Origin of the sequence: Dyella psychrodurans (assembly GCF_003363265.1) — a bacterium.
Classification (GTDB): Bacteria; Pseudomonadota; Gammaproteobacteria; order Xanthomonadales; family Rhodanobacteraceae; genus Dyella_B; species Dyella_B psychrodurans.
Genome location: NZ_QRBF01000003.1, coordinates 130,693 through 155,418, shown reverse-complemented (window position 1 = coordinate 155,418; position 24,726 = coordinate 130,693). Strand labels below are relative to the sequence as shown.

The 24,726-nt window shown below is 61.2% G+C and carries 26 protein-coding genes; 16 read left to right on the top strand and 10 right to left on the bottom strand.

Annotated elements, in window-relative coordinates; all coding sequences use genetic code 11:
- Window positions 1-93: 93 nt before the first annotated feature.
- Window positions 94-1,884 (top strand): DUF3300 domain-containing protein, encoded by a 1,791-nt coding sequence (locus DWU99_RS20980; RefSeq protein WP_158543253.1) that lies wholly within the window; start codon window positions 94-96, stop codon window positions 1,882-1,884.
- A gap of 61 nt (window positions 1,885-1,945) precedes the next feature.
- Here the strand turns inward: DWU99_RS20980 and DWU99_RS09790 are convergent, their stop codons facing one another.
- Window positions 1,946-2,446, bottom strand: coding sequence for an Lrp/AsnC family transcriptional regulator (locus tag DWU99_RS09790; RefSeq protein WP_115477853.1), 501 nt, complete (start codon window positions 2,444-2,446; stop codon window positions 1,946-1,948).
- A 118-nt stretch (window positions 2,447-2,564) separates the two neighbouring features.
- Between DWU99_RS09790 and DWU99_RS09785 the strand changes: the two genes are divergently transcribed.
- The 3 genes from DWU99_RS09785 to DWU99_RS09775 all read left to right on the top strand — a co-directional run bounded on the left by DWU99_RS09785 (window position 2,565) and on the right by DWU99_RS09775 (window position 4,996).
- Window positions 2,565-3,497: a DMT family transporter gene (locus tag DWU99_RS09785; RefSeq protein ID WP_115477852.1), complete on the top strand. Its 933-nt coding sequence runs from the start codon at window positions 2,565-2,567 to the stop codon at window positions 3,495-3,497.
- Window positions 3,498-3,552: 55 nt separating this feature from the next.
- A complete protein-coding gene (locus tag DWU99_RS09780) occupies window positions 3,553-4,242 on the top strand; it encodes a glutathione S-transferase family protein (protein ID WP_115477851.1) in 690 nt (229 codons plus the stop codon).
- 208 nt (window positions 4,243-4,450) lie between these two features.
- A complete protein-coding gene (locus DWU99_RS09775) occupies window positions 4,451-4,996 on the top strand; it encodes an acyloxyacyl hydrolase (RefSeq protein WP_233511025.1) in 546 nt (181 codons plus the stop codon).
- A gap of 25 nt (window positions 4,997-5,021) precedes the next feature.
- Here DWU99_RS09775 and ubiE read toward each other — a convergent pair whose 3' ends face one another.
- The gene (ubiE, locus tag DWU99_RS09770) at window positions 5,022-5,771 is read right to left on the bottom strand and encodes a bifunctional demethylmenaquinone methyltransferase/2-methoxy-6-polyprenyl-1,4-benzoquinol methylase UbiE (RefSeq protein WP_115477850.1); all 750 of its coding nucleotides are present in this window, start codon (window positions 5,769-5,771) and stop codon (window positions 5,022-5,024) included.
- Between the two features lie 138 nt (window positions 5,772-5,909).
- On the opposite strand from ubiE, the gene DWU99_RS09765 reads away from it, so the two are divergent.
- From DWU99_RS09765 to DWU99_RS09750, 4 genes are read left to right on the top strand one after another with little or no spacing between them, the layout of a single operon-like run.
- Entirely contained in the window at window positions 5,910-6,449 is a 540-nt protein-coding gene (locus tag DWU99_RS09765) for a DsrE family protein (RefSeq protein ID WP_115477849.1), read from the top strand.
- Window positions 6,450-6,464: 15 nt separating this feature from the next.
- Entirely contained in the window at window positions 6,465-7,415 is a 951-nt protein-coding gene (locus DWU99_RS09760; protein ID WP_115477848.1) for a molybdate ABC transporter substrate-binding protein, read from the top strand.
- Window positions 7,412-8,074 carry a c-type cytochrome gene (locus tag DWU99_RS09755; RefSeq protein WP_233511023.1) on the top strand — a complete coding sequence of 221 codons (663 nt, stop codon included), beginning with the start codon at window positions 7,412-7,414 and terminating at the stop codon, window positions 8,072-8,074. Before DWU99_RS09760 ends, DWU99_RS09755 begins: the two co-directional genes overlap by 4 nt.
- Window positions 8,071-9,000, top strand: a complete 930-nt coding sequence (locus DWU99_RS09750; protein ID WP_115477847.1) for a c-type cytochrome — start codon at window positions 8,071-8,073, stop codon at window positions 8,998-9,000. Before DWU99_RS09755 ends, DWU99_RS09750 begins: the two co-directional genes overlap by 4 nt.
- 53 nt (window positions 9,001-9,053) lie before the next feature.
- Here DWU99_RS09750 and DWU99_RS09745 read toward each other — a convergent pair whose 3' ends face one another.
- From DWU99_RS09745 to DWU99_RS09720, 6 genes are read right to left on the bottom strand one after another with little or no spacing between them, the layout of a single operon-like run.
- Complete coding sequence (locus DWU99_RS09745; protein WP_115477846.1) at window positions 9,054-10,070, bottom strand: NADP-dependent oxidoreductase; 1,017 nt, start codon at window positions 10,068-10,070, stop codon at window positions 9,054-9,056.
- A 24-nt stretch (window positions 10,071-10,094) separates the two neighbouring features.
- Complete coding sequence (locus tag DWU99_RS09740) at window positions 10,095-10,883, bottom strand: SDR family oxidoreductase (protein WP_115477845.1); 789 nt, start codon at window positions 10,881-10,883, stop codon at window positions 10,095-10,097.
- 15 nt (window positions 10,884-10,898) lie between these two features.
- The gene (locus tag DWU99_RS09735) at window positions 10,899-11,669 is read right to left on the bottom strand and encodes an SDR family oxidoreductase (RefSeq protein ID WP_115477844.1); all 771 of its coding nucleotides are present in this window, start codon (window positions 11,667-11,669) and stop codon (window positions 10,899-10,901) included.
- 32 nt (window positions 11,670-11,701) lie between these two features.
- Entirely contained in the window at window positions 11,702-12,391 is a 690-nt protein-coding gene (locus DWU99_RS09730; RefSeq protein ID WP_115478164.1) for a histidine phosphatase family protein, read from the bottom strand.
- 2 nt (window positions 12,392-12,393) lie between these two features.
- The gene (locus DWU99_RS09725) at window positions 12,394-13,464 is read right to left on the bottom strand and encodes a phosphotransferase family protein (protein WP_115477843.1); all 1,071 of its coding nucleotides are present in this window, start codon (window positions 13,462-13,464) and stop codon (window positions 12,394-12,396) included.
- Entirely contained in the window at window positions 13,464-14,690 is a 1,227-nt protein-coding gene (locus tag DWU99_RS09720) for an acyl-CoA dehydrogenase family protein (RefSeq protein WP_115477842.1), read from the bottom strand. The genes DWU99_RS09725 and DWU99_RS09720 overlap by 1 nt, the downstream gene beginning before the upstream one ends.
- 129 nt (window positions 14,691-14,819) lie before the next feature.
- On the opposite strand from DWU99_RS09720, the gene DWU99_RS09715 reads away from it, so the two are divergent.
- The 5 genes from DWU99_RS09715 to DWU99_RS09695 all read left to right on the top strand — a co-directional run bounded on the left by DWU99_RS09715 (window position 14,820) and on the right by DWU99_RS09695 (window position 18,537).
- Window positions 14,820-15,740, top strand: a complete 921-nt coding sequence (locus DWU99_RS09715) for a LysR family transcriptional regulator (protein WP_115477841.1) — start codon at window positions 14,820-14,822, stop codon at window positions 15,738-15,740.
- 139 nt (window positions 15,741-15,879) lie between these two features.
- Complete coding sequence (locus tag DWU99_RS09710; RefSeq protein WP_199535753.1) at window positions 15,880-16,329, top strand: ArsR/SmtB family transcription factor; 450 nt, start codon at window positions 15,880-15,882, stop codon at window positions 16,327-16,329.
- A gap of 63 nt (window positions 16,330-16,392) precedes the next feature.
- The gene (locus DWU99_RS09705) at window positions 16,393-17,121 is read left to right on the top strand and encodes a DUF899 domain-containing protein (RefSeq protein WP_115477840.1); all 729 of its coding nucleotides are present in this window, start codon (window positions 16,393-16,395) and stop codon (window positions 17,119-17,121) included.
- Between the two features lie 27 nt (window positions 17,122-17,148).
- Window positions 17,149-17,742: a DUF899 family protein gene (locus DWU99_RS09700; protein WP_115477839.1), complete on the top strand. Its 594-nt coding sequence runs from the start codon at window positions 17,149-17,151 to the stop codon at window positions 17,740-17,742.
- Window positions 17,743-18,015: 273 nt separating this feature from the next.
- Complete coding sequence (locus DWU99_RS09695) at window positions 18,016-18,537, top strand: demethoxyubiquinone hydroxylase family protein (protein WP_115478162.1); 522 nt, start codon at window positions 18,016-18,018, stop codon at window positions 18,535-18,537.
- A 7-nt stretch (window positions 18,538-18,544) separates the two neighbouring features.
- Here the strand turns inward: DWU99_RS09695 and plsB are convergent, their stop codons facing one another.
- Together plsB and DWU99_RS09685 are read right to left on the bottom strand one after the other, a co-directional pair.
- Window positions 18,545-21,178, bottom strand: a complete 2,634-nt coding sequence (gene plsB / locus DWU99_RS09690) for a glycerol-3-phosphate 1-O-acyltransferase PlsB (protein ID WP_199535774.1) — start codon at window positions 21,176-21,178, stop codon at window positions 18,545-18,547.
- A gap of 29 nt (window positions 21,179-21,207) precedes the next feature.
- Entirely contained in the window at window positions 21,208-22,185 is a 978-nt protein-coding gene (locus DWU99_RS09685) for a hypothetical protein (protein WP_115477838.1), read from the bottom strand.
- Window positions 22,186-22,836: 651 nt separating this feature from the next.
- Between DWU99_RS09685 and DWU99_RS09680 the strand changes: the two genes are divergently transcribed.
- The 3 genes from DWU99_RS09680 to DWU99_RS09670 all read left to right on the top strand — a co-directional run bounded on the left by DWU99_RS09680 (window position 22,837) and on the right by DWU99_RS09670 (window position 24,723).
- Window positions 22,837-23,130 (top strand): ADP-ribosyl-(dinitrogen reductase) hydrolase, encoded by a 294-nt coding sequence (locus DWU99_RS09680; protein WP_115477837.1) that lies wholly within the window; start codon window positions 22,837-22,839, stop codon window positions 23,128-23,130.
- A gap of 17 nt (window positions 23,131-23,147) precedes the next feature.
- Window positions 23,148-23,543 (top strand): hypothetical protein, encoded by a 396-nt coding sequence (locus tag DWU99_RS09675; RefSeq protein WP_147292904.1) that lies wholly within the window; start codon window positions 23,148-23,150, stop codon window positions 23,541-23,543.
- 160 nt (window positions 23,544-23,703) lie between these two features.
- The gene (locus tag DWU99_RS09670; protein WP_115477835.1) at window positions 23,704-24,723 is read left to right on the top strand and encodes an AI-2E family transporter; all 1,020 of its coding nucleotides are present in this window, start codon (window positions 23,704-23,706) and stop codon (window positions 24,721-24,723) included.
- The last annotated feature ends 3 nt before the right edge of the window (window positions 24,724-24,726 follow it).

The window sequence follows — 24,726 nt, the reverse complement described above, 5'->3', positions numbered from 1 at the left end:
TAGGCATACTCAAGCCGTTCTTACGAACGGTCGGCAAACGCGACACAGGGCGCGCCGACCTACCCGCGACGGGCTTCACTCAGGAGTGGTCCAGTGACCAAGCACTATTCAACCGGCCCGGCGATTGCCGCAGGCCTGTGCGCCACCATGCTGGTATTGGCGGCGTGCAGCCAGCAGGCATCCAATTCCGCCAATGCGCCGGCGTCTTCGGCCACCGCGCCGGCTGCGTCCGCCACGGGTCAGCAGGCGTATACGCCGCCGACCGCCGATCAGCTGTATCAGCTGGTGGCGCCGATCGCATTGTTCCCGGACAAGCTGGTTGCGCAGGTGCTGGCCGGCGCCACTTATCCGGACCAGATCACGGCAGCGGAAAACCTGGTCACGCAAAATCCGAATCTGAAAGGCGATCTGCTGCAGGCCGCCGTGCAGCCGCAGAACTGGGATCCGAGCGTAAAAGGGCTCACGCAGTTTCCGTCGGTGCTCAGCCAGATGGCGCAGAACGTCCAGTGGACCACCGCGCTGGGTCAGGCGTACGTCAACGATCCCACCGACGTGCTCAATGCGATCCAGGTGATGCGCCAGCGCGCGGCGGCGCAAGGCAACCTGCGCAGTTCGACGCAGCAGCAAGTCGTCACGCAGCCCGTGCAGCAGGTCGCGCAGAGCGAGGACGAAAGCGGTTATGCCGATAACGGCAGCGAGCCGCCCGTCTATTCCGGTCCGGACGTGGTGCCGCCGCCGAGCCAGATCATCCAGATCGAACCGGCGCAGTCGGATGCGGTGTACGTGCCCAGTTACGATCCGCAGACCGTCTACGGCGGCGACGTGCCGTACTACCCCAGCTACCAGTACGAGCAGCCGACATACACCACCGGCGAAGTGGTTGCAGTCGGTGCCGTGGCATTCGGAGCGGCGATCATCATCGGCAGCATGCTCGACAACCGCCACGAAGGTGGCTGGCATTCGTGGGGCATGAACTGGCATGGCGGTGGTGGCGGTGGCTACAACGGTGGAGGCCAAGGTGGCGGCTGGCATCACCCTGCGGTGGTTTACAACAACCAGACGTATGTGTCGCGCTCGACGACGGTGATCAATCGTTACACCAACATCACCAACAATCGCTACAACACGGTCAACAACACCAACTACGTCAACAACAGTCGTACGTTCAACAACAACAGCACAACGAACAACGTCAACAACAATCGCAACGAGTTCAATCGCAACGCTGCTAACAACGTCACCAATAACAATCGTCCGGCAGGGCAGCCGATGAGCGTGCCGAACTTCGCCCGTGCGGGATATCCGCCGGCGGCCGCGCCGCGCGCCGCCGCCGAGGCGGCACGTCCGGTGCAAGTGCCTCATCCGGAGTATTCGCCTCGTCCGATGGAAGCGCCGCGCGCGAACATCGCGCACGAGCAGCCGAATGTGCCGGCTCCTACGCATCCGGCTTTTACGCCACGGCCACAGGAAGCGGTACATCAGCCCGTCCCGCAGGCGCCGCAGCCTGAGCGAGTGCAACCCGCATTCCATCCTGTCCCGGCTCCGCAGCCGGAGCGAGCGCAACCGGTATTCCATCCCGCCCCGGCGCCGCAGCCGCAGCGAGCACAGCCGGTATTCCATCCTGCTTCGGCGCCGCAGCAACAGGCGCATCCGCAACCACCGCAGCGTCCGGCTCCTGCCGTCGCGCCCGCGCCGCGATTCGTGCCGCCGCCGGCGCAGCCTGCACCTCCGTCGCGCCCACAGCCGCAACCCCAGCCGCGTCCACAGCCTCAGCCGCAACCACAGGCACATGCTGCGCCGCCACCTCCGCCGCCGCAGCAGCACCAAAACAACAATGCTGCGCATCAGCCGCCGCCGAAGAAGGACGACAAGCAGCACAACTGATATCAGTGGCCTCTTTGCATATCCCGGGCAAAGAGGCCTTTCGGTCACACAGTCAAGCGCATCATTCTTCCGACAACGCGCGCCCCGCATCGAACATGGCGCGCGTGATCGAACGGTTCGCATGGGGCGTCTGCAGCACGATCAGTGTCGTGGTGCTGATGCTCGAGTGAATTTTAAGCAGGCGATCGAGCACCACCTCGAGATGGCTGATCGACATCGCGACCACGCGCAATAGTGCGGAATCCTCGCCCGCAAGACGGCGGCAATCGAGCACTTCCGGTACATCGGCAACGATTTTGCCGATGCGTGCGCAGATGCCGCCGTCGCAGCGCAGCCGCACCATGGCTTCGATGCCGTAGCCAAGCCGCTTCGGGTCGATCACGGTGCGATACCCGGCAATCACGCCGGCTTCTTCCATGCGCTTGACGCGCTCGGCGACCGCGGGCGCCGACAGTCGCACCTTGCGGCCCAGCTCGGCGTAGCCCAGGCGGGCGTCGTGCTGAAGGGCCTCCAGTAGCTGCCAATCCTTGGCGTCCCATTCGGGCTTCGATTCGTAGGTCATGGGCGCTTATCTATATTTCGTTCGACGGCGAAACATGCAGGACGGTTACGGGGCCATTATTCACCGGCGAGCATCGCAAGGCTAGGATTTGCACATTCCTTCCCCACGGAATTTACCCATGCACACGGCCGAACGCCTCGACGGGCGTGCCCTGATTTATATCGGTATTGCCTTGATAACCTGGTCGTCCGCCTATGCGGCGATTGCGTATGCCCTTGCCTCGTTCACGCCAGGCGAAGTCGCCCTGGCGCGGCTGGTGATCGGTTCGCTTTGCTTTGCCTTGCTGATGTGGGTCAAGCGCACGCCCATGCCGCGGCGCAGCGATTGGCTGCAGCTCGCGGTGCTCGGCGTCATCGGGCTCACGGTCTATCACATGTGCCTCAACTACGCTGAAACGCGCATCGCCAGCGGTACCGCGGCCATTCTGATATCGCTGGTACCGGCGGCCACGACCACGCTCTCGGCGTTCTGGATCGGCGAGCGCATCAGTGCGCGCAGGGCGCTTGGCCTTGGCGTAGCGCTCGTGGGCGTGGTGCTGGTCGTGCTGGCGAGCGGCAAAGAGGTGACATTCCAGCCGATGGCCGCGCTGGTGCTAGTGAGCGTGATCGCCTGCGCGATCTTCTTTGTCGGGCAGAAGCCGCTGTTTGCGCGCAACGACGTGATTGGCGTGACCGCGTTCGGATTCTTCGCGGGCACGCTGGGTACCGTGCCGTTCGGACTCGGGTTGCCTCACGCGCTGGCCGCGGCGCCGTGGTCGCATATCGCGGCGCTACTGTGGCTTGGCATTGCGCCGACATTCGTCGGTTATCTGGCCTGGAACGCGGCGCTGCGGCGCGCATCGGTGTCGCAGGTTTCCAGCTTCATTTACTTTTCGCCACCCATTGCGGTGCTCATCGGTTGGGTGTGGCTGGGCGAGCAACCCGGCTGGCTGACCTTGATCGGCGGCGCGATCACCGTGGGTGGTGTCGCGCTGGCCAACGCGCGAAGCACCGCGCGACCTGTTGCCCCGGCGGTCGCTGCCGCGGCGGGCAAGGAAGCCTGCGAACCATAGCCATATTCGCTCGCAGGTTATCTAATAGCGTTTGCATCTTTCGAGAGGGATCTGCATGGTCACGCTTTACATCGCCAACAAGAACTACTCCTCATGGTCGCTGCGGCCCTGGATATTGCTGACCGAGCTGGGCATTCCGTTCGAGGAAAAGCTCACGCCGTTCCAGCACGGCACGTCGACGAACTGGACGACATTCCGCGCGTTTTGTCCCACCGGCAAGGTGCCGTGCCTGCACGATGGCGACACCACGGTATGGGATTCGCTATCCATCGCCGAATACGTGGCCGAGCAACATCCCACGGCGTGGCCGGCCGACAAGCAGGCACGCGCCTGGGCGCGAAGCGCGGCGGCGGAGATGCATTCGGGCTTCGAAGCCTTGCGTTCGACCTGCCCGATGAACTGCGGCATCCGCCTGCAGCTGAGTACCGTGCCGCCCGCGCTGGCGCGCGACCTCGCCCGCCTGCAGGAGCTGTGGCATGAAGGGCTGAAACGATTCGGCGGTCCCTATCTCGCCGGCAACGCATTCACCGCCGTCGATGCGTTCTACGCGCCCGTTGTCTTTCGCATTCAAAGCTATGGCTTGAACGTCGATGCGACGGCGCAGGCTTATGTCCAGCGCATGCTTGCGCTGCCTTCCATGCAGCGCTGGTATGCCGCCGCGCTGAAGGAAGTCTGGCGCGATACCGATCACGAGAAGGACACCTTGCGTTCGGGGACGTTGCTGGAAGACCTGCGCGCGTCGTGACAAAAGACGCTTGTCGCCGACGCTTATCCGGTCGGCGACATAGCAAAAACTTCGCGTATCGCAAACGATCCGATAATCAATGCGCGGGTAGTGTTGCGCCCCTGCGTGCGAGTTTGCCAAGTAAATCGCTTATGCAGGCGATTGCAGGGGTTCATAGCTTGGTCGACTGATACGTGCCCAAAAAGCATGTGTATCGACGTTGTCGCCAATGAAAGCTATTGCAATCCCCTGCCATATGGCGGTGTTTGCGTTGATGCTTAGCTGCATTGCATTTCCTGCAAAGGCCGCCGGTCCCGCGATTTCCATCGAAGGTGGATGGAGTTTCATGGGTCAGGATTTCACCGCGGACAAAGGAGCTGCCGCCGCCTTCGCGGAGGCCGTGTTCGACGACTACTCCATCGGCAACACCGCGTTTACCTGGGCGCCTGACATCACTGCAGGCTGGATGTCAGGACGCGGCGATCCGCCTGGCGGCCGCTACAATTATTCGACGCGCGACGACATCTGGTTGATCGCAGGAGGGCTGCGCTTTCATTACGGCGCAGCGTGGGCATGGTACCGCCCGCTTTTCTTCAGCGTGCAGCCGACGCTGCACACCGGACGCACACCGGGCCTGAGCGGCTCTTACGAATTTACACTTACCCTGGGGTGGCAAGCTGCGCACTGGATGATGGGCGTTCGCCACATTTCCAACGCAGGCCTGCACTTGCCCAATCTGGGTGAAACGATGCTCGTGGGAGGCGTCACGTTTTGAGCGCGATGCACGGTGCGAAGGCAGTTCAGAGCTTGTAGGCCCGATGAATGGCGACCATGCCGTTGCTGAGGTTGCGCACTTCCACACGCCCGAAGCCGGCGTTTTCCATCACCGCCTTGAGCGTTTCCTGATCGGGATGCTTGCGGATCGATTCGGCAAGGTACTGGTAGCTGTCCGCATCGCCGGCGAAAAGCCGGCCGAGTTTCGGCAGTACCTGGAAGGAATGGAAATCGTAAAGCTTGCCGAACAGTTCGTTCTGCACCCTGGAGAACTCCAGCACCAGCGCGCGGCCACCCGGCTTGAGCACGCGACAGATGTCGGCCAGCGCCTTGTCCTTGTCGGTGACGTTGCGCAGGCCGAAGGCCATGGTCACGGCGTCGAAACTGTTGTCGGGGAAGGGCAGCGCTTCGGCATTCAACTGCGTCCAGCGCAGGCCGGATACCACGCCGCGGTCGGTCAGGCGGTCGCGACCGACGTTGAGCATCGCGGCGTTGATGTCGCCCACGATCACTTCGCCTTCCTCGCCCACCACCGGCTTGATCAGCGCGGCGATGTCGCCCGTGCCACCCGCCAGATCCAGCACGCGGTCACCACGGCGGATGCCGCTTACGGCCACGAAATGGCGCTTCCACAGGCGGTGGATGCCGAACGACATCAGGTCGTTCATCAGGTCGTAGCTGCGGGCGACCGAGGTGAAGACCTGGCCGACCAGTTTTTGTTTTTCCCCGACCGGAACGTCGCGGAAGCCGAAATGGGTAGTGGGCTGTTCGCTCATGAGCGGAATGGTACCCGATGGCGGGTGCCGATAAGACGACCTTATCCGCCATAAGGGCAACGTGAAGTAGCCTGATCGCCGCCAGCGGGGTAGCCTTGCCAAGGTCGCAACCCGCGCGTTGCCTAGCGAGGTAGAAGCATGAAACGTTCGATTCTGTTGCTGTCCTGCGTCGCCGGCCTGTTTGGCTGCGCTGCCGTCCTGGCCCAGAGCGCCCCTGCCGTCATCACGGCTGCAGGCGCCTATCATCCACTGCCCAAGGCGGCCTATCAGCCCGATCCGGCCGCGACGTACAAGGTGGTGTTCTCGCTGACCAAGGGTAGCGACAAGCCCGATCAGATCAATCCCGGCCTCGAGCGCGTGGCGCGCACGGTCAATCTATACGTGGCATCGGGCGTGCCGCTCGATCATCTGAAGTTCGTCGCGGTGGCCTACGGTGCCGCTACCAGCCTGGTGCTGGACGACGAGCACTACAAGGCGCAGTTCGGCACCGCCAACCCCAACCTCGCAGCCATCGCGCAACTGCGCAAGGCGGGTGTCGATGTGGCCGTCTGCGGTCAGGCGATGGCCGAGCATCACTATCCCAACGAATGGGCGTCCAAGGATGTGACGCTGAGTCTTTCCGCGTTGACCACGATCTCCGAACTGGAGCAGAAGGGTTACGCCCTGCTGCCGCTGTAAGAAAGGGAGCCGACCATGTCGTCACGTTTGAACGGCCCTTGGCAACGCGCGTTGCTGGCGAGCTTGCTCGTCGCCTTGTGCGGCAGCGCCAGCGCGGGTCAAAACGATTACCTGCCGCCGTGGAATCCACCGCCGACCGGTGGCGTGTCGTTCGCGATGCCGCCGTTCGACGCCATCGCCGATCTGCACGGCGATATCGTCGATCCGCAACTCACGGTGTTCTTCGCCGGCAACCAGTTCATGGTGGTGCACGATCTGGTCGAGGCGTTCAAGCAACGCTATCCGCAGTATCAGCGTGTTTACGTGGAAACGCTGCCGCCGGGCATTCTCGCCAAGCAGATCGAAACCGGTTCGCTGGTGATGGGCAATCTGCGCATTGCGCTCAAACCGGACATCTTCACCAACGGCAAGGGTTCAATGGCCGATCTGCAGAAAGAGCACGACTGGTTTGCCGATACGGTGGACTACGCGCGCAATCCTTTGGCGATCATGGTGGCCAAGGGCAATCCCAAGCACGTCCAGGGCCTCAAAGATCTCGGTCGCTCCGATGTGCGCGTGAGCATGCCCAATCCGAAGTGGGAAGGCATCGCCAAGCAGATCGAAGCCAGCTATCGCAAAGCCGGTGGCGATGCGCTCGATCAGGCCGTGATGGATACCAAGGTGAAAGATGGCAGCACTTATTTGACGACCATCCATCATCGCGAATCGCCGTTGCGCGTGTTGCAGGGCGAATCGGATGCGGCGCCGGTGTGGTCCACCGAAGCCTATTTCCAGCAGCAGATCCTGCATCGGCCAGTGGAAACCATCGTGATACCGGCTGACCAGAACGTTACCGCGACATACACGGCGGCGCGCCTGAAAGCTGCGCCGCACGTGCAGGCCGCCAAGGATTTTCTCGCGTTCATGGCGTCATCCGATGCGCAAGCCATTTATCGCAAGTACGGCTTCCAGCCGGCGACACCATGAATACCTTGCGCGCCACGCTGATGGTTCTTCTCACGCTGTGGGGATCGCACGCGCTGGCCGATGCGCCCAACGGTGCGACGATCGCGCAACAAGGCAACGGCCACGGCGTGGCACCCTGCCTGGCCTGTCATGGCGCGGATGGCGCCGGACAGGCCGCCGCGGGGTTTCCGCGCCTGGCTGGATTGTCGCAAGCCTACTTGCGCAAACAGCTGGATGATTTCGCCGGCGGCACACGCGTCAACGCCACCATGCAGCCCGTCGCGAATGGCTTGAGCGACGCCGAGCGCGATGCAGTGGCTACGTACTACAGCAAGCTTCCCGCGCCCGCATGGACGCTGTCGCCTGCACCTTCCGGCGATGCCGCGCAGACGGGACAGGCATTGGCAGTGCGCGGGAACTGGACGAAATCGTTGCCGGGATGCGAGCAATGCCATGGGCCCGATGGTGTTGGCGTGGGCGACCACTTTCCACCGTTGAGCGGGCAATCGGCCGTCTATCTGTCCAACCAGCTGCATGCCTGGCAACAGGGGGCGCGCCGCAACGATCCCTTGCAGTTGATGCAAAACGTGGCCACCAGGTTGAGCGATGCGGATATCGCGGCAGTCAGCGCGTGGTACGCGGCACAGTCGATGGCACCCTCGAAGGAGAAGCAGCCATGAAACACATGCGCTTCATTCTGCTTGGCGCCGCGCTATCGCTGGCAGCGTGCGATCACGCCACGCCTCAGCTGGCTGCACCCGTCGCGAAAAATCCTGCACCTGCAACGTCAACTTCGAAAAAACAGTCTGCTTTCGTTCCACCTTCCGAATCGGACATTCCCAACGATGATTTCGGCAAGCAGATTGCCCTTGGCCGGCAGATCTTCATCGATCCGGCTCGTTATGCGAAGGCTTACGTCGGCAATCAGTTGAGTTGCGAGAACTGCCATCTCGATGCGGGACGTCTTGCGCAGTCAGCGCCGCTGTGGGGTGCGTATCCGATGTATCCCGCGTATCGCAGCAAGAATCATCACGTCAACACGTTTGCCGAGCGCTTGCAGGGTTGCTTCAACTACAGCATGAACGGCAAGGCGCCGCCGCTTGGCGATCCCGTGCTGGTAGCACTGGAAACCTACGCGTACTGGATGGCGAAAGGCGCACCGGTGGGCGCGTCGCTTCCCGGTCGCGGCTATCCCAAATTAGCGAAGCCAGCACTTGCGCCCGACTATGCGCGTGGCGAGACGGTGTTCAAACGCGATTGCGCGCTATGCCACGGCGACAACGGCCAAGGCCAACAGTCGGCAGGGCGCACCGTGTTTCCGCCACTGTGGGGATCGCAATCGTTCAATTGGGGCGCAGGCATGGAGCAGGTCAATTTTGCCGCGGGCTTCATCAAGGCCAACATGCCGTTGGGTCGCGGCAACACGTTGACTGATCAGGATGCGTGGGATGTCGCGTACTTCATGGATGCGCACGAGCGACCGCAGGATCCGCGCTTCACGGGTTCGATCCAGGCCACCCGTGCCTCGTATCACGACACCCCCGATTCGCTATACGGCACCGAAGTCAATGGACGCATGTTGGGGCAGGGACAACCCACTGATTAACCATGGCGCCGCGAGGCATCGAACTGGCGATGCCTCGTGGCGATTGCCAAGTATTACGTTTCGTCGGAAACACGCAGCAACAACTTACCGCGATTGCCGCCTTCGAACAGTTTGTTGAGCACGACCGGCGCATTCTCGAGTCCGTCTTCGATGGTCTCTTCGGCCTTGATCTTTCCGGTGGATACCCATCCGACCAGATCGTGCACGGCCTTCTGCGTGTCGTGGTAGTCGAACGCAAGGAATCCGCGCACGGTCAGGCGTTTCACGATCATGATGCTGTAGTCGTCGCTGGGGCGCGAGCCGGTGGTGTAGTTGGCGATCAATCCGCAAAGCGCCACGCGGCCGCCGTTGACCATGCGCGACAGCACCGCGCGCATGACCTGTCCGCCCACGTTTTCGAAATTGACGTGCACGCCGTCCGGCGTGGCGTCGGCGAGTGCCTGCTTCCAGTTGTCGGCTTTGTAATCGACGGCCACGTCGAAGCCCAGTTCGTCGACAAGATGGCGACACTTGTCCGCACCGCCCGCGATGCCGACGACACGCGCACCGCGCAGCTTACCGATCTGACCGGCAATCGACCCCACCGAACCCGCCGCCGCGGACACAACCAGTGTTTCGCCCGGTTGCACGGGTGCGATCTCGGTAAGGCCGTAGTAAGCCGTAATGCCACTGAAGCCGCAGGCGCCAAGCAGCGTGGGCAGCGGCACGGGAGCGCGTGACGGCAGCTTGACGTAGTCCTTGCGGCGTCGGTCGTCGATGACGGCGTAGTCTTGCCAGCCGACCAACCCCTGCACGAGATCGCCTTCGGCGTAGTACGAGGACTTGGATGCGACCACGCGCGCCACGCCCAGCGCACGCATCACTTCGCCGATCGCCACCGGAGGCATGTACTGCGGGATGTCGCTCATCCACACGCGGTTGGTGGGGTCCATCGACAGGTACAGCACGCGCACCAGACATTCGCCGTCCTTGAGTTCGGGAACGGGCTGCTGATGCAGCTCGAAATCTTCGCGCTTGACCAGGCCTTCGGGACGGGTTTTCAGGCGCAATTGGCGATTGATCAGGGACATGACGTACACCTTTGGAGAGAGTCATTACACGGCGCAGGCGCCGCCGTCGATCACGAGCTCGGCAGCGGTCACATAGCGGCTTTCGTCGGAGGCAAGATAGAGCACTGCATAGGCCACGTCGTCCGGTTCGCCAAGACGTCGCATCGGGATGCCTCGCGTGAGTTTGCGCGTCGCTTCTTCCTCGCCCAGCGAGGCGAAGAACGGTGCCACGATACCCGTGCGGATAAATGCCGGGTGGATCGAGTTGCAACGCACGTCGATCTTCTGGCGAGCGCAATCCACGGCCACCGACTTGGTCAACATCGCGACGGCGGCCTTGGACGTGTTGTATGCGGTGTAATCCGGATCTACTTTGAATGCAGCCAGCGAGGAGATGTTCACGATGGATGCGGGCTGCTGCTTACGCAAATGCGGCAATGCGTGCTTGCAGCCGAGCATGATGCTCTCCACGTTTACTTCCATCACGCGCCGCCATTCCTTGAGCTCGATGCGCTCGACGCCGCCCAGCGACCCGATGCCCGCGTTGTTGACGAGCACCGACAGACCGCCCATGACGTCGGCTGCTTCATCAAGCAAGCGTTGCCAGGCCGTCTCATCGCGAACATCCTGTTTTGAAGCCCACGCCACGTCAGCGCCGGTTTCGCGATTGATGTCGGATGCCACCGTCTTTACGGCGGTTTCATCGATATCCGTGATGAACACTTTGGCGCCGTGTCGCGCAAGCATGCGTGCGGTTGCGGCACCGAGTCCGCCTGCCGCGCCGGTAATGAAGGCGCACTTGCCGGCAACGCGCTGTGTGGAGGTATCAGTCATGTGTAATCCCGGTTCTCAAATGCAAAGGTAGCCGCCGTCGACATTCAGCACCGCACCTGTGGTGTACGACGCTGCATCGGAAGCGAGATAAAGAACCGCGCCCGCCATTTCCGACGGTTGAGCGACGCGGCGCATCGGCACGTGCGCCAGCGCCTGTTTGAGAATGGCCGGCGTATTGACCAGCACCGAGGCGAACTTGGTGTCGGTAAGGCCCGGCAGCAACGCGTTGCAACGCACGCCCGATTCGGCGCACTCCACCGCAAAGGCCTTGGTCATCGAAATGACCGCGGCCTTGGTGATCGAGTAGATGCCTTGCTGAAAGCCGGGAACCACGCCATTCACCGATGCCACGTTAATGATGGAGCCGCCGCCGTTCTTCGCCATCAGCCGCGCGCCATGCGTGGACATGTAGAAATAGCCGCGAATGTTCACGTCCACGGTCTTCTGGAACACCGACGGCTCGGTATCCAGAATGTGGCCGAAAAAGGGATTGGTGGCGGCATTGTTGACGAGAATGTCGAGCCGGCCGTGTTTCTGCGCGACGTGCGCGAACAAGGCTTCGATCTGTTCGAGTTCGCCGATGTGGCAGGCGATGGCCTCGGCCGAACCGCCGGCGGCAACGATCTCGTCGACGACAGTCTGGCAATCGGCTTGTTTGCGACTCGACACGATCGTGTGCGCGCCTTGGGCGGCCAGCAGCTTGGCGATGTCCGCGCCGATGCCGCGGCTGGCGCCCGTGACGATGGCTATCTTTCCTGAAAGATCGAAGCTCGGTGGTGTGGTCATGATGCGTGTATCCGTTGAAGGTGGCGTGCCGTTTAGCGATGGGTGATCAGATGTCGGTCTTCGATCCGTTCCAGATGTGGCCAGGTGTTGTAGGTGATCAGCGATGGAGCGTGCTTGCCCATGCGCAGTCGAGTGAGGCTGGTGTTGACCAGTGGCCAGCTGAGCTTGAAGGTCTGCTCGACGGGTGCCTCGATCACCGCATTGGTCAGCACGGCAATCGGGCCGCCCGAGGTGAAGGCCCAGATCGTTTTTGCATCTTGATCCGCAAGCACCTTCAATGTCGCCATTGCGCGATCGCGGAATTGTGACCAGGTGAGCGTGTAGTCGTTGTCGTGTGCGCCGGCGATCCATCGTGCGATGGCGGCGGAAAACAATTGCTGGAAGGCGCGATACGGATCCGGCGATTGCTTCAGTTCAGTGCGCAAGGCATCCGGCGCGGCCAGGTCGGGACGGAGCCGCGCGAGCAACTCTTCGTGGTCGACTTCGTCCAATCCGTCCAGATGCAACAGCGGACGATCGATGCCTGCGGTCTGCAGGCATAACTCGGCCGTGCGCAAGTGACGTTGTCGCGGTCCCACGGCGACGAGGTCCGGCGTGGGGCTTGTCGCTGCCAGCCACGTGCCGAGCCGCCGCGACTGCTCTTCACCCAGCTCCGAAAGACGGTCGTAATCCGCCGCGCGAAAGCTGGCCTGTCCATGACGAATCAGAAGCACGCTGCGCACGGTCACAGTGCCGAGCGCGCGATGATGCGGCGGCAGCGTGCGCCCATATAGCGGGCAGCGTCGCCAAAACCGGCAAATTGCGGGTTCGTGGTTTGGCCCAGCACAAAGCGGCGGTAGATCTGCTGGATGATCACCATCAGCCGGAACAGGCCGAACACCTCGTAGAAATCGAAGTTGCCCACGCTCATGCCGGTACGGCTGCCGTAGTAATCGATCACTTCGTGGCGCGTGAGCATGCCGGGTGCGTTGGAGGGTTGGCGGCGAAACGACTGGAAGACGGCATCGTCATCGGCCTGCACCCAATACGCGAGCGAGCCGCCGAGATCCATCAGCGGATCGCCTATCGTGGCCATCTCCCAGTCGAGCACGCCGATGATGCGCAGCGGCTGCTCCGGATCGAGCACCACGTTATCGTAGCGGTAATCGTTATGGATGATGCAGGTGGCGTTGTCGCGGGCGGGTTGCTTTCCGGCCAGCCATGCAAGCACGTCTTCGCATGCGTCGGTGCCGTCGGTGACGGCCTGGCGCCAACGGTCGCTCCAGCCGGAAACCTGGCGCGCGATGTAGCCCTCACCTTTGCCAATGCCGTGCAGTTCAGTTCCGGATGCATCGATCTTGTGCAATTCGACGAGACGATCGATGAAGCCATGGCATAGCGTGCGCACGCCATCGGCGTCCAGGCCGAGTTGCTGTGGAATATCGCGGCGAAGGATGGCGCCGCGCAGTCGTTCCATCACATAGAAATGCTGGCCGATGACGGATTCGTCGTCGCAGATGGCGAGGATGAATGGCACGTACGGATAGTGCGGCTTCAGTGCCGCCATGACGTGCGCCTCGCGCAACATGTCGTGCGCGGATTTCGCCTTGGCGCCGATGGGTGGGCGGCGCAAGACCAGTTCGCGATTCGTGTACGTCAACAGATACGTGAGATTGGAGGCGCCGCCCGGAAATTGCGCAACTGTCGGCGTGCCTTGCAGTCCTTCGATGTGTTGCTTGAGATAGTCGTCGACTCGCGCAACGTCGAAGGCATCTTCCTCGCGCAGGGCGCGCGCCTGATCCAGCGTGCTGCTCATCAAAGCGACTCCATGTGGGCCTGCGCCTTTGCTTCGAGCTTGGCGATCACGCTGCGATGTACTTCGTCCGGACCATCGGCCAGGCGCAGCACGCGGGCATACGCAAACAACTGTGTGAGAGGGAAGTCATCGGAAAGGCCGGCGCCACCGTGAATCTGGATCGCCGCATCGGCCGCCTGTTGCGCGACGGCGGGTACCACCACCTTGATCTGCGAAATAAGGCCCAGCGCGGCCTTGGTGCCTTGCGTGTCGAGCGTCCACGCCGTCTTCAGCGTGAGCAGGCGCGCCTGGTCGATGGCCATCCGCAGGTTCGCCACGATATCGGGATTGCCGCCCAGCTCCGCGAGATGCTTTCCGAACGCCTTGCGCGATCTGGCGCGCTTACACAACAGGGACAACGCGCGCTCCGCTGCGCCGATCGCGCGCATGCAGTGATGAATGCGTCCCGGCCCGAGTCTTCCCTGTGCAATCTCGAAGCCGCGTCCCGGCCCGAGTATCACATTGCCGACCGGCACGCGGACATCGGTAAAGCTCAGTTCGCCATGACCGGAGGGTTCGTCGTAGTGATGAAACACCGGCAACATGCGTTCGATCTTCACACCGGGTGTATCGAGCGGACAGATCACCATCGCATGCCGTTTGTGCGGTTCCGCTTCGGGATTGCTCAAACCCATGAAGATGACGAAACGGCAATGCGGATGGCCTGCGCCGGTCGTCCACCATTTGCGTCCGTTCAACACGACATGATCGCCATCGATCCGCGCGGTGGCGCGCATATTGGTGGCGTCGGAGGATGCGACATCGGGTTCGGTCATGCAAAACGCCGAACGGATGTCGCCGGCCAGGAGCGGCTTCAGCCAGCGCTCGCGCTGCTCGTCCGTGCCGTAGCGATGCAGCACTTCCATGTTGCCGGTGTCGGGTGCGCTGCAGTTGAACACTTCAGGGGCTATGAACGAGTGCCCCATGATTTCAGCCAACGGTGCGTAGTCCGCATTACTCAGTCCCGGGCCGTATTCGGCGTCGGGAAGAAACAGGTTCCACAAACGGGCTTCGCGCGCCTTGGCTTTCAGCGTTTCCATGATCGCCGGCTGCCGCCAGACGCGGTGATCGGGGCTGCCGCTCAACTCGGCGACGTAAAGCGCTTCGGCCGGCGCGATCTCTTCGCGCATGAATCGGGTGAGGCGTTCGGCCAGGGCCTGGGTGCGTTCGGAAGGGGCGAAGTCCACGGGCTTGTCTCCTGAATCCGTTCAGCCTACGCCTACTCAAGGGGATTATTGAAATGAATATGTCTAATGGGTACCTATCACTTTCATGAATGGGTTGGCGTATGCTCAAAGCGTCAATCAGGGGAAGCCATGGAACGCACGGACAGTCGCATCGATCTCAACCTTTTCCGGGTCCTGGACGCGATCTACACCTATGGCGGCGTAAGCGCGGCGGCGCGTGTGCTGCACCTTACCCAGCCCGCCGTGACGCACGCACTGAAGCGCCTGCGAGATCATCTTGGCGATCCGCTGTTCATACGCCAGGGAAACCGGCTGCTGCCTACGGAAAAAGTGCGCACGATGATGCCTGCCGTGCAAGCGCATCTGGAGGGCTTGCATGCCACCGCGCATGCACAGCCGAGATTCGATCCGGCGCGCCTGGAGCTGGAATTCACGATCGGTTTTCGAGACATTCTCGAATCCATCGCACTTCCCGTTCTGCTCAAGCGCATCGAGCGCGAGGCGCCGCATGTGCGAGTAGTCAGCCACCGCATCGCAGCGGGTGAAGTGGACAGAGAGCTGCGAGCGGGGACATTGAGCCTCGTCGTCGATCGTCCCCTGCGCGCCGGTCCGCAGATCGCGCGCCAACATCTCGCGGAAGAAACGCTGGTGGTCGTGATGCGCGCGGGTCATTCGCTGGCGTCGTCATTGAAGCGAAGCGACTATCTTGCTGCCCAGCATGTCACCGTGTCGCCGTTTGGAGAAATCAGTGCGTTGGATGTACTGCTGGGGCAAAGCGGCACGTTTCGCCAGATCCGGCTTGTCTGCCAGCATTACTTCTCGGCGTGCCAGATTGCATCCGGCACCGATCTGCTGCTGACCGTGCCGCGTTCCTATGCGTTGCATCTGTCTTCGCTGCTTCCCATCGTCGTATTGCCGTTGCCGATCAAGCTGAAGGCGTTTCCCATCATGGCGTACTGGCACGAATCCACGAACGAAGATCCGGCGCATGTATGGTTCAGGCGATGCGTTGTGGAGGCGATCGGCGCGGGCATTAAGCCCGTGCGGTAGGGCGATGGCGAGGATATAGAGCCAGATCGCCTACGAAATGGCTGAAATCCTTTATTGTGGTTTGACCGGCGGGCGTTCTGTTATCGGAATAATCAACATAATGCTTGACAATCAACAGATATGTTGATATTCATACGCCATGATGACTATTCGACAGACACTGCGGGCGGTGGGTGAGGCCGGGCTGGACCCGGATGCGGCGCAGGCGCAGCTGGACCAGGTGTTCTTTGCCCTGTCGGACCCCGTGCGGCGAGAGATCCTGGAGCGGCTCGACGGACAGGCGTTGCTCGTTTCCGAGCTCGCTGCAGCATTCGATATCTCGCTGCAGGCGGTATCGCGTCATATCCAGGTGCTGGTGCGAACCGGGCTCGTCCAGCAGGAGCGCACGGGGCGCATCAGCCGATGCAGCCTGGATGCCGGTCCGATGCTCGATGCAGCAGTCTGGATGAATCGCTACAGCAAGTACTGGCAGCAGCAGTTCGACATGCTGGCGGCCACGCTGGCGGACATCGACGAACGAAAGGCGAAGCAGCCCAAATCCGCGCAGTCGCCGAAACACACGAAGAAACGCCCGTCGCGCAAGCAATGAACGGCGCCGCATGGGCGCGGTGCCAGTCCCATATCAGCGTCAGAACGTTGTACGGAGAGTGTCATGGCTAAACATCACATCGTGGATCACGAAGCATGGATCGCCGCGCGCACGCGCTTTCTCGCCAGGGAAAAAGAGTTCACCCATCTGCGCGATGAACTCAGTCGGGAGCGGCAGGATCTTCCTTGGGAACGCGTCGAAAAGCAGTACATCTTCGAAAGCGAGAACGGCAAGGAAACGCTTGCGGATCTCTTCGGCAAGCATAGCCAGTTGATCGTCTACCACTTCATGTTCGATCCGGATTGGGAGATGGGTTGCCCGAGCTGTTCTTTCTGGGCGGACAACTTCAACGGCATCATTCCGCATCTCAATCAGCGGGACGTCGCCATGGTGGCCGTCTCGCGCGCGCCGCTGCATAAGCTGCGGGCCCAGGCGCGGAAACTGGGTTGGACGTTCAAGTGGGTTTCCTCGTCAGACAGCGATTTCAACTTCGATTACAAGGTTTCGTTCTCGCCGGAAGACGTGGCCGAAGGCGAGGCGTACTACAACTTCGGGACGCAAAAAGTCACCCGCGACTGCCATACATCGAAAGCAGCGACTGAGCTTCCCGGCATCAGCGCGTTCTTCAAGGACGGCGATCAGATCTATCACACCTATTCCACGTACTCGCGCGGCGTGGACATGTTCAACACCGCATACCACTACCTGGACATGGCGCCGAAGGGGCGCGATGAGGATGCCTTGTCATTCCCGATGTCATGGGTGAAGTACCGCACCGCGTACGAACACTGATTCGGCGCACGGCTGGAGAGCACGACAATGAAATACGCAGACGTAAACGGAAAGCTCGCCGACTATCGCCGGCAAATCGCCAGCATTCGGGAGAGCATGAGGGAGACTCTCGCCACCGTCGAGCCTCAGGAAGTCAAGGACTACGAATTCGCAAGCGCCGAAGGTTCGGTGCACCTGTCCGAACTCTTTGGCGAGCACGAAGATCTCATCGTCATCCACAACATGGGGGTGGCGTGTTCGTACTGCACCTTGTGGGCCGACGGATACAACGGCTTCCATCAGCACGTCGTGACGCGCGCGGGCTTTGTTGTTTCGAGTCCTGATCGTCCCGAGGTGCAGAAGAAATTCGCCGAAAGCCGCGGGTGGAGATTTCCGATGGTGAGTCATGCCGATTCGAGTTTTGCGGCGGACATGGGCTATGTGTCGGCGAAGGGCGGATGGATGCCGGGCGTTTCTGTTTTCAGGCGGGACGGCGACGTCATCACGCGGGTATCGGATACGGGTTTCAGTCCTGGCGACGATTTTTGCGCGATATGGCACTTCTTCGACATGCTGCCGGGTGGCATCGGCGAGTGGCCGGGGCCATCGAAGGGCCGGCCATCCTGCTGTGAAAGTCACTGAATGGAGTGCGCGTCATGTGTCCCGTTTGTATTGGAACTCTTCTCTACGCATTGAGTGGTGCAGGCTCGGCCGGAGGAGTTACGGCTCTCTCGCTACGGTCAATTATCCGACGACGGGATCAAGCCCCGTCGGATATGACTGGTAAACGGAGGGGTGATCTCGTCGATCGTTCCAAAGCCCGTGATCGCAGACGCTTGATATCCGGAGTACTGCCATCTGGCACGAAGTGTAGATAATGCAATAGTGGCGTGAGCCGTCTATATGGAGCTGCCGATGGCGCGGATGGATCTCGGTAACCGGGTCATCAAGGTCAATCACGCCGGGGAATTCGGCGCCATATGTATCTACACGGGTCAAATCGCGGTCGCCCGCCTTTTTGCAAAGGAACTGGTTCCAGAACTTGTGGAGTTTCGTTCCCATGAGCACCGGCACAGAGAAATTTTTGCGAGGGAACTCAAGCGACGACAATGTCGACGCTGTAGAAGCTATGGGCTGTGCGGGGTTGGTGGCTTGACGCTTGGCGTTATGACTGGTTTGTTGGGGCGCCCGGCTATATCGGCGACTACGGTTGCCGTTGAAAGTGTGGTGCTTCGCCATTTAGAGCGGCAGTTAGAAGAGCTGCGCGGCGTCGACGAATCTGCGATTTCTGCCATCTCTGTCATCGTCTCTGAGGAACGACTGCATCACGACCGTGCTGCCTCGCACGTTTCCAGAGGGCGCATTTGGTATCGAATACTGAGGCCCATAGTGGCGGCGGCTACAGAGTCGGTGATCTGGTTGGGGATGCGACTTTAAACGCAGATCAGTCCTTATCCTGATTCTCCGACACATGCTCGTGCTCGTGGTGTTCGAACTTCACATGCCGCTCATGCAGCTCTTCGCTGGTATTCGTAGATTCGGTGGGAGCCGGTGCAGGTTCCGCTTCCGCAGCACGCAGCGCTTCTTTCTCGCTGTCCTTGCCGGTGATCTTGAGGATCGAATGGCGCATTTCGCGGGCCAGGATCACGCGCGCATCGCGCACCATGTCTTCCAGCACGGCGTCGTAGTCGAGTTTGCCGTCCTCGTCGGTCCACACTACGCGGTTTTCGCGCAGCTTCTGGATGAAGCCGCGGAACAGCGCTTTGTCGAAGAATTCCGGCGCGGAAGGTTCGCTAAGCAGACTGAGGCGTTGCGCGGTGAGCGTGCAGACGTTTTCCAGTTCCGCGGCGGTGATGGTATGAGGGCCGTTCTTCACCAGCGCGGCGATGGCGATGTAGTAGCGCTCGAACGCCTGGATCAGGCTGCGTGCGATCGCCTTGAGCTGATAGGCCGCGTCGTCCTGTCCGGGGCCGCGCTCGAGCACGCGGCCTTCGCCGGTGGCTTCCAGCAGGCCGCGGCGTACGAAGAAATCGACAGTGGCCTGAAGCTGTACGCCGAAGCCTTCCGAATCCCAGGGCAGGAACAGTTCGCCCTGAATGAAGGGGTAGATGATGCGGCCAAGGCGCAGAATCGAGGCGCGCGACATGCGGCGGTTGTTGAGGAAGCAGCAAGCCACCCACGCCGCGGCGGCGGTGAGGTGCAGCACGTTGTTGCGGAAGTAGCTCAGCAACACCGCCTGTTCGCTTTCCACTGTGAGCACGTCGCCGAGAGGATGGCGCACGCGCGTGATCCAGCCCATCTGTTCGCCATAAGCGACGATGGCGGGAGGGTCCAGCGGCGTGAGCGTCACGCGGTCGGAATACGGCAGTTCTTCCAGCAGCGCCTTCATCAGTTCGATCTGCGCGAGCAGATCGTTTTCCGCCATCGCGTGCTTGGGCGTGGCAAGCAGGGCGAGCGCGAGCAGGTTGATCGGATTGACGTCCGCCGCGCGGTTGATGTTGACCTGGATCTTTTCCGCCAGCTCGTTGGTGACGCTGTTGAGCCATTCCGGCTTGGCGTCCGGATCGGCGGTGGTTTCGCGCCAGTCGGGCGCGGCAGCGTCGAGCAGCGGCGTCAGTTCGATCGGCTCGCCGAAGTTCAAGGCGACGTGTCCGTAGCGTTGGCGCAGCACGCTCAGGCCGCGTATCAGGCCGATCAGCGATTCCTTTTCCTTCGGCTTGCCGGAAAGCTCGCCGATGTAGCTCTTGCCCTCCATCAGCTTTTCGTAGCCGATGTAGACAGGCTGGAACAGCACGGGGCGGCGTGGTGCGCGAAGGAATGCGCGAACCGTCATCGCCAGCAGGCCGGCGCGCGGCGCAAGCAATCGGCCAGTGCGCGAGCGTCCGCCTTCGATGAAGTATTCCATCGGCACGCCGCGGTCGATGAGCTGCGCCATGTATTCGTTGAACACCACCGGATACAGCGCATTGCCCTTGAAGCTGCGGCGCAGGAAGAACGCACCGCCGCGACGCAGGATCGGGCCGATCAGCGGGAGGTTGAGATTCACGCCCGCCGCGATGTGCGGCACCACCACGCCCGATGCGTGCAGCTGATAGGACATCAGCAGATAGTCGGCATGGCTGCGATGGGTGGGCACGTACACCACTTCGTAACCCGGCGCGGCAGCGCGGGCCTTGTCGAAGTGGTGCATGGTGATGCCGTCGTACAGCTTGTTCCAGAAGTTGCGCAGCAGGAACGACGCCGAACGCACCACGGGGTGCGAATAGTCGGCGGCGATTTCCATCACCATCTTGTAAGCGCGTTCCCAGGCTTTTGCGTAAGAAATGCCTTCCTTTGCCGCGGTGGTGGTGATGGCGGCACGTACCGGTTCGGAATTGAGTACAGCATCAACAACGGTGCGGCGGTGCGAAAGGTCTGGTCCGATCACCGCCGCACGAATGCGGCGGAAGTGCGTGCGCAACACGCGCGCCATCTTGCGTGCGAAACGTTCCGGTCGAATGTCACCCGCTTCGTCCATCACGCTGCGCAGCGAAACCGGTGCGGAGAAATGCACCACCGTGTCGCGCCCGTTGAGCAGCAACGCGAGCATGCGGCGGAAACGACCGACAACCACCCAGTTTTCCGCGAACAGCACGCTGAACCAGCCCGATTCGCGCGACGGCGCACGACCGACGTAGATGGAGACAGGCACGATCTGGATGTCGCGCTCCGGGAAACCTTCCAGCGAGCGGATCAGCTGGCCGAGCGGTTCGCTCGGCGAGCGCTGCCGATTGCGCCCGAAAATCCAGCCGTCGCGACGCGCCAAGGCAAACACGGAGCGCTTGCGCCGCGTGTGCAGCAACGGCTGCATCGGGCTGGGCAGGCCGGCTTCGCGGCAGGCACGGTCAAGGATCAGCGCGTCGGAAAAACCGTCGCGCTCGATGACGTAGCAAACCGGCGCATCGCCCTGCAGCAGGCCGGCCGGTTCGGCCGGGTCGCGGCGGATGCGTACCCAGGGTTCGAGCAGGTGCCCGGCGATGTTGAACCACCAGGGAGCGCGGCTGCGGTAAGTGGATTCCGCGGTCGTCATGATAGGCATCTGCATAGTGTAGCGGGACGGCGCTTAGCTCACGGTTTTGAGGCCAGCGCAGGCGGCGCCGATGCGGCCTTGGCCGGTGCGGGGGTGCTCGCGGCTGGCGCCGGTGCTGCCGCCGCGCTGCTTGCCGGGGCTGGATGCAACAGCTGCTCGTGCTGCGTGCGTTCGCTGTTGACCAGGTCCTGGCTGTACCAGCGTCCATCCACCTGCACCAGTTGCGACTGGGTGCTGAGCGGTTTGCCGAGCAAGGTGTAGTCGATCTTTACGGTGGCGTGATCGTGATCGACGCTTTGCGTGGAGACTTTCACGGAATTCAACGTGTCGTCGACGGAGAGTCCGTAAATCACAAACAGCTGCTTGATGCCGCCGTAGGCGGTCGAGTACTCCTTCATCGCGCTGTCGAAATCCATGTTTTGCAGCTGATCGGGGCTCTTGAGGTTGAGCTGGCGCGTGGTGGCGACGACAACGCCTACGGCCTGTTTGGCCTTGCCCTGATCGAACCACGGCGTTTGCTGAGCCCAGGGCAGAAGCACGTTGAGCACATCGCGAGCCTGCTGCTTCTGGTTTTCGGTCATCGTCTTGTTCTGCGCGATGCCGGTGGAGAGGATGGCCTGGCCGATGCCGATCATCACCGGCAATTGGTCGTGATATTGCTGCTCCATCTGCGCGAGCTTGGGTTGCAGCTGCTGGTAGAGCTTGGTCTCGGCGTTGGGTTCGGTGAGCTGCTGCACGGCCGTGGCGAAGCGGGCGCGATCCTCGTCGGTGATCGGCTTCTGGTCCGGCCGCTGGTGTGTCCAGTCGGTGCGCAGATTGGCGTAATCGGCGGGAGGCAGGCCTTCTTTCCAGAAGCCGGCGAAATCGCCATTCTTGATGAGCGTCACAGATTGCTGAACTGCGGCTTCCGGCGTATCGCCGCCGGGGGCCGTAGAGGCTTGTTCCTTGTTGTGGCAGGCGACCAGCAAGAGCGTCGCCAGAAGCAGCAGGCTGCAACTAAGTGTCTGAAAACGCATGGAATGTCTCGCTCAAGAGGGCGGTGACCTGCCGCCAGGCAGGCATGGGCTGGCGGTGCATCTTAAAGAAAACCCCACGGGCGTTGGGCCTCGCGGGGTGATGCCGGCAATGCCGGAAGGGAAATGGCCAGGCCCGCAGTAAATTGGAGGTCAGCAGGTTCCGGCTGGGCCATGATACGGGCGTATTCCAGTTCAGGCAATACTTTAGATGTAATCATCTAAGTTATTGATATTTAATTAGTCAACGCGCAAGGTTTCGATCTTCTGCTGCCTCCGCTGGTCGCGAGGGGTATCCCACTAGTTGTTGGCATGTAAGGGGTCATTAGTTTGATCCCTGTGTCGTCAGCCAAGTAAATCAATTACTTAGCCTGCATCCAGTGAGCTCTGGAGCGAGTACGGAAAAAATACGGAAAGCCGCTCGGTATAAAGATGCTTTTTTTGCCCTTCTGATGCCCTGCGGATTGAAGGAATGATCGGGCAGGCCAATCAGTGAAATAGCGGGTGACTTGAAGAGGGGCTACGCACCCTCATATTGAGATCTGTATATACAAAGTGATATGCCGTGATTTAAGTCACTGAATAAACAATCTGTTGATGCCTAAACTGTTTGTATATACAATAGGATCAACAAAAGGTTGCAGGGATGGAGCCGTGGACATTCGCATCTCGGCTAAGACGAAAGAAAAGCTGGCTACGAAGCATGGCGGCGTCACCGGCAAGGAAATCCGCGAATGCTTTGAGAATCGCGAAGGGCCGGATCTTTTCGATACCCGGGCAGAACATCTCACTGATCCGCGTACGCGGTGGTTTATTGCCCCTACCAACCATTGCCGATTGCTGAAGATTGTCTTTGTTCCGACTAATGAAGGTGTTGAGATCAAGACAGCGTACGAGCCCAATGAGGAGGAGATCCGTATCTATCGAAAGTACGGACTGAAACCGTGACCAAGAAAAGTACCAGCATGAATAAGTCCGCCCCCAGGAAGGAGGAGAAAATGACCGCAGCCCGCAAAAAAGAGGCTATCCAACAGGATTGCCCGTGGGAGTCTGGCCAGCTCGGGATGAGCGAGGAGCATGTGCGTGTCGCTACCTCGGAAGAAATGATGGAGGTCGACGTTGCATTAGGTTTGCAGCCGATTTCCATCAGGCTTCAGAAAGGTCTGTTGGACGCATTAAAGGCGATCGCTAAGTATCACGGCATTGGTTACCAGCCGATGATTCGGGATCTTTTAAACAGGTTCGCCATTTCGGAAAGCAAAGAGATCTATCAGAAGCTTCTCGAAGAAGCTAAGAGAAAGGAAAGTGAGGCAGGAGAGCCGACTGTCCCTGTCGGTGATTTCATGCGTCGCATTGCCTAACGCACATCTCCAATTTAGATCGATAAAACCCCGCTTCGGCGGGGTTTTTGTTGGCAAGGTGGCAAATTGCTACAGGGGTGTGAAAGAAATAGCCATGCTTGGTCAGGATGACGAAAGTTTATGACAGACTTGCCGACATCCTGTCCCTAGGGCAAGCACGATGCCTGCATTCTCCGATTCCACGCGCGGCGTCCGCATCACCAGCTATGTGCTGGCAGGCGTGACGTTGTTGCTGGTGCTGCAAATACGACTGCTGCCTGCCTTGTTTGCGGGCTTGCTGGTGTACGAACTCGTGCATGCCGTGACGCCGCTGCTGGGGCGACGCATCTCCGGCGAGCGTGCGCGCCTGGTCGTGGTGACGGGGTTGGGTGTGATCGTCGTCGGTCTGCTCACGCTATTGGTGATTGCCTTGATCAGTTTCTTCCGCAAGGAAATCGGCAACCCCGACTTGATGTGGCAGCAGCAGCTGATGCCGCTGGTCGAAAAGGCGCGCGAGCAATTGCCGGCGACGCTCACCGGCTGGTTGCCGGACAGCGTGGACGAATTGCGCGTGATGGCGCTGGACCTGACCCGCAAGCACGCGATGAGCCTGCAGATGGCCGGTACGGAGACCGTGCGCGTGTTGGTGCGCATCATCATCGGATTGGTGCTTGGCGCGCTGGTGGCATTGAACCGCGAGCGTCCGCCGCACCAGGTGGGGCCGCTCGCTGCCGCGTTGGGCGAGCGTTGCCAGCACCTGGCCGAGGCCTTCCACAACATCGTGTTCGCGCAGATCAAGATCTCCCTGATCAACACCATCGCGACGGCGATTTTTCTGCTGGGCGTGTTGCCGCTGATGGGCATTCACGTGCCGCTCTCCAAGACGCTGGTGGTGCTTACCTTCGTCGCCGGGCTGCTGCCGGTGATCGGCAATCTCATTTCCAACACCGCGGTGACGATCGCCGCGTTGTCGGTATCGGCCTGGGTGGCTGTCGCGTCGCTCGGCTTTCTCATCGTGATCCACAAGCTCGAGTATTTCCTCAACGCGCGGATCATCGGCACGCAGATCCGCGCGCGTTCGTGGGAGTTGCTGGTGGCGATGCTGGCGATGGAGGCGGCGTTCGGCCTGTCGGGTCTTATTGCGGCGCCGATCTACTACGCCTACCTCAAGAGCGAGCTGGAGACCGAGGGCATGATCTGAGCG

What these genes read in the sequence shown, in the direction of transcription:
- DWU99_RS09790 (WP_115477853.1), bottom strand. Translation starts at nt 2,446, where the DNA reads ATGACCTACGAATCGAAGCCCGAATGGGACGCCAAGGATTGGCAGCTA.
- DWU99_RS09785 (WP_115477852.1), top strand. Translation starts at nt 2,565, where the DNA reads ATGCACACGGCCGAACGCCTCGACGGGCGTGCCCTGATTTATATCGGT.
- DWU99_RS09780 (WP_115477851.1), top strand. Translation starts at nt 3,553, where the DNA reads ATGGTCACGCTTTACATCGCCAACAAGAACTACTCCTCATGGTCGCTG.
- DWU99_RS09775 (WP_233511025.1), top strand. Translation starts at nt 4,451, where the DNA reads ATGAAAGCTATTGCAATCCCCTGCCATATGGCGGTGTTTGCGTTGATG.
- ubiE (WP_115477850.1), bottom strand. Translation starts at nt 5,771, where the DNA reads ATGAGCGAACAGCCCACTACCCATTTCGGCTTCCGCGACGTTCCGGTC.
- DWU99_RS09765 (WP_115477849.1), top strand. Translation starts at nt 5,910, where the DNA reads ATGAAACGTTCGATTCTGTTGCTGTCCTGCGTCGCCGGCCTGTTTGGC.
- DWU99_RS09760 (WP_115477848.1), top strand. Translation starts at nt 6,465, where the DNA reads ATGTCGTCACGTTTGAACGGCCCTTGGCAACGCGCGTTGCTGGCGAGC.
- DWU99_RS09755 (WP_233511023.1), top strand. Translation starts at nt 7,412, where the DNA reads ATGAATACCTTGCGCGCCACGCTGATGGTTCTTCTCACGCTGTGGGGA.
- DWU99_RS09750 (WP_115477847.1), top strand. Translation starts at nt 8,071, where the DNA reads ATGAAACACATGCGCTTCATTCTGCTTGGCGCCGCGCTATCGCTGGCA.
- DWU99_RS09745 (WP_115477846.1), bottom strand. Translation starts at nt 10,070, where the DNA reads ATGTCCCTGATCAATCGCCAATTGCGCCTGAAAACCCGTCCCGAAGGC.
- DWU99_RS09740 (WP_115477845.1), bottom strand. Translation starts at nt 10,883, where the DNA reads ATGACTGATACCTCCACACAGCGCGTTGCCGGCAAGTGCGCCTTCATT.
- DWU99_RS09735 (WP_115477844.1), bottom strand. Translation starts at nt 11,669, where the DNA reads ATGACCACACCACCGAGCTTCGATCTTTCAGGAAAGATAGCCATCGTC.
- DWU99_RS09725 (WP_115477843.1), bottom strand. Translation starts at nt 13,464, where the DNA reads ATGAGCAGCACGCTGGATCAGGCGCGCGCCCTGCGCGAGGAAGATGCC.
- DWU99_RS09715 (WP_115477841.1), top strand. Translation starts at nt 14,820, where the DNA reads ATGGAACGCACGGACAGTCGCATCGATCTCAACCTTTTCCGGGTCCTG.
- DWU99_RS09710 (WP_199535753.1), top strand. Translation starts at nt 15,880, where the DNA reads ATGATGACTATTCGACAGACACTGCGGGCGGTGGGTGAGGCCGGGCTG.
- DWU99_RS09705 (WP_115477840.1), top strand. Translation starts at nt 16,393, where the DNA reads ATGGCTAAACATCACATCGTGGATCACGAAGCATGGATCGCCGCGCGC.
- DWU99_RS09700 (WP_115477839.1), top strand. Translation starts at nt 17,149, where the DNA reads ATGAAATACGCAGACGTAAACGGAAAGCTCGCCGACTATCGCCGGCAA.
- DWU99_RS09695 (WP_115478162.1), top strand. Translation starts at nt 18,016, where the DNA reads ATGGCGCGGATGGATCTCGGTAACCGGGTCATCAAGGTCAATCACGCC.
- plsB (WP_199535774.1), bottom strand. Translation starts at nt 21,178, where the DNA reads ATGCCTATCATGACGACCGCGGAATCCACTTACCGCAGCCGCGCTCCC.
- DWU99_RS09685 (WP_115477838.1), bottom strand. Translation starts at nt 22,185, where the DNA reads ATGCGTTTTCAGACACTTAGTTGCAGCCTGCTGCTTCTGGCGACGCTC.
- DWU99_RS09675 (WP_147292904.1), top strand. Translation starts at nt 23,148, where the DNA reads ATGAATAAGTCCGCCCCCAGGAAGGAGGAGAAAATGACCGCAGCCCGC.
- DWU99_RS09670 (WP_115477835.1), top strand. Translation starts at nt 23,704, where the DNA reads ATGCCTGCATTCTCCGATTCCACGCGCGGCGTCCGCATCACCAGCTAT.